Here is a 2,277-nt window from a genome sequence, read left to right as displayed (position 1 = left end):
TAACCGATCCGGACGTATGGGACGCGGTATTTTTGGAGGCAATGACGCGTAAACTTGCGGCCGATCTTTGCATGCGGCTTGTCGGCAATCAAGGCCTGTTCGAGCAGCAATTCAATTTATATCGGGCGGCGCTGGACATGGCAATGACGCAAGTGGCAAAGGAACGGCAAAACGATCCGCAGCCGCTCAATCGTTATATCAATGCGAGGTGGCGTTAATGGGACAAGGTGTCGGCCCGATGTACGCGATTCAGCCGGCGTTCACAACGGGCGAAATTTCGTACGACGTGGCGAACCGTGTAGACTTGGAAAAATACAAGTCGGCACTATTGCGCGCCAAAAACGCGATTATTCGGCCCTATGGTGCGGTGTGTCGGCGGGCCGGTAGTGAGTTTATGGGCGAGGCGTTGTATTCAGACAAAGACGCTATTTTGGTGCGTTTCGCGCGCGATGCCGACAATGGGGATCTGCTGGAATTTGGCGATAAATATATTCGCGTTTGGCACAATGGGAAAGATAGCGGCAAAATCATTGATGCGCCGTTCACGCAAGCGATGCTTAAAAAATTGCGCTTTGCACAGTCCGCTGATACTTTGTTCATTTGTTCGGGCGATTTGCCCGTGTATGCGCTAATTAGGGACGGCGGTTATTCGTGGACGGGCAATTGGACATTGGAAGAATATAATTTTTCTCATATGTATTTTGAAAACGAATACGATTATGAATCGGCGTCGGTAACGCCGAAAGAGACATATGGCGGCAATGTTATGGTAAACGCGCATTCGCGATTTGTTCATTCGCAGCTTAAAGGCGCACACTTGCAAGTCACACATCAAATGCCGTCGCAGTCGGTGAAAGTACAATTTACCAAAAAAGAAACGGTGGGGGCGGTTACGTCCGAGCCTATTTATGTAGGGAAACAATGGAAAATTACCACGGCGGGAATTTGGTCGGGCGATGTATTTATTGAATACGCATATTCTGAAATAGGCCCTTGGAAAGAGTTTCGCCGGTACTCATCAGATAAAAACTTTAATGCGACAGAATCCGGAACAGTAGAAGAGGAAATGTATTTACGCATATCAGCCAACGCGTCCGGTGAAAGCTTAACGGCTACACTTACGCGACTTCCTTATATGCACACGGGAGAAGCGGTTATTAATTATTGCTCCGGATCTACTTTGAACGTGTCTGTAACAAAACCGTTCGGGTCTACCGACACGACAAAACTATTCAGCATCAGTCCGTGGGACGCGGCGCGCGGTTATCCGCGCACTTGTTGTTTTTATCAGGACAGGCTGGTATTGGCGGGAACAAGAGCCTATCCGCACAAAATATGGTTAAGCCGGACGGGCGATTATGCCAATTTCAGCGTAGAAAAAGCGGCGGGACAAGTAACCGACGATTCCGCCGTGGCGTTATCCTTAATTTCGCGCGAAATGTACAACATTCTGCATCTTGTTCCGGCGCAGGATTTAATCGTGTTAACGGACGGGAACGAATGGATCGTGCCGGGAGATAAGCCGATCACGCCGAAAACGGCGCAGGTTAAGACGCAGACAATGCGCGGGTCGGCAGAATGTGAGCCGGTATATATCGGCAATCGGCTTGTATACGTGCAAGCGCGTGGCGCAACGGTACGCGATATGGGGTATTCGTATGAATCGGACAACTACAACGGGATCGATTTGACGTTATTAGCGAAGCATCTGGTGCAGGGTCATTCCATTGTGACGGCGGCTTACGCGCAAGAACCGGATTCCGTTTTATACATGGTACGCGATGACGGTGTTCTGCTTTGCTTGACGTTAATACGCGAACAAGATGTTTACGGTTGGTCGCATTGGACGACAGACGGGAAATTCTTGTGGGTTGAAACGGTGCAGGAAAACGGGGAAGAATCGGTTTATGTTATTGTCGAGCGCAACGGTAAACGGTGTGTTGAGCGCTTTCGCTCCGGCTGTAATGTCTACATGGACAGTTACGTGCGGGCAATAAGGGGGACGCTTACTGTGCCACACCTAGCGGGCAAGACCATTGTGGCGGTAGCTGGCGGCAAGCGCTTGCCTGACGGGAAACAAACGTGGATCAAGTTGGCAACAGAAACAGACACGGGCGCCGCGGGTCTTTCTTATGAAACGAAGATCGAGCAGCCGGGCGTCGAATTGCAATTGAGCAACGGTACTGTACAGGCGCGAACGGTGCGCGTGAATGAGGTAACATTGCGCGTAACTAACTCAAAAGGCGGCAAAATCGGTCATGTGGGCTATGTGGTAAG

The 2,277-nt window shown here is 50.3% G+C and carries 2 protein-coding genes; both read left to right on the top strand.

Features of this window, described 5'->3' with window-relative positions:
* A partial coding sequence (locus tag KH813_RS06520) for a hypothetical protein (protein ID WP_303994535.1) occupies positions 1-218 on the top strand: 218 nt, incomplete at its 5' end.
* Positions 218-2,277: hypothetical protein (locus tag KH813_RS06515; protein WP_303994534.1), on the top strand; the 2,060-nt coding region annotated here is incomplete at its 3' end. The genes KH813_RS06520 and KH813_RS06515, both read left to right, overlap by 1 nt.

This window comes from Negativicoccus succinicivorans (assembly GCF_018373335.1).
Lineage (GTDB): Bacteria > Bacillota > Negativicutes > Veillonellales > Negativicoccaceae > Negativicoccus > Negativicoccus succinicivorans_A.
Note: the sequence above shows the minus strand (reverse complement) of the source record. Positions and strands in the feature narration are given on the sequence as shown.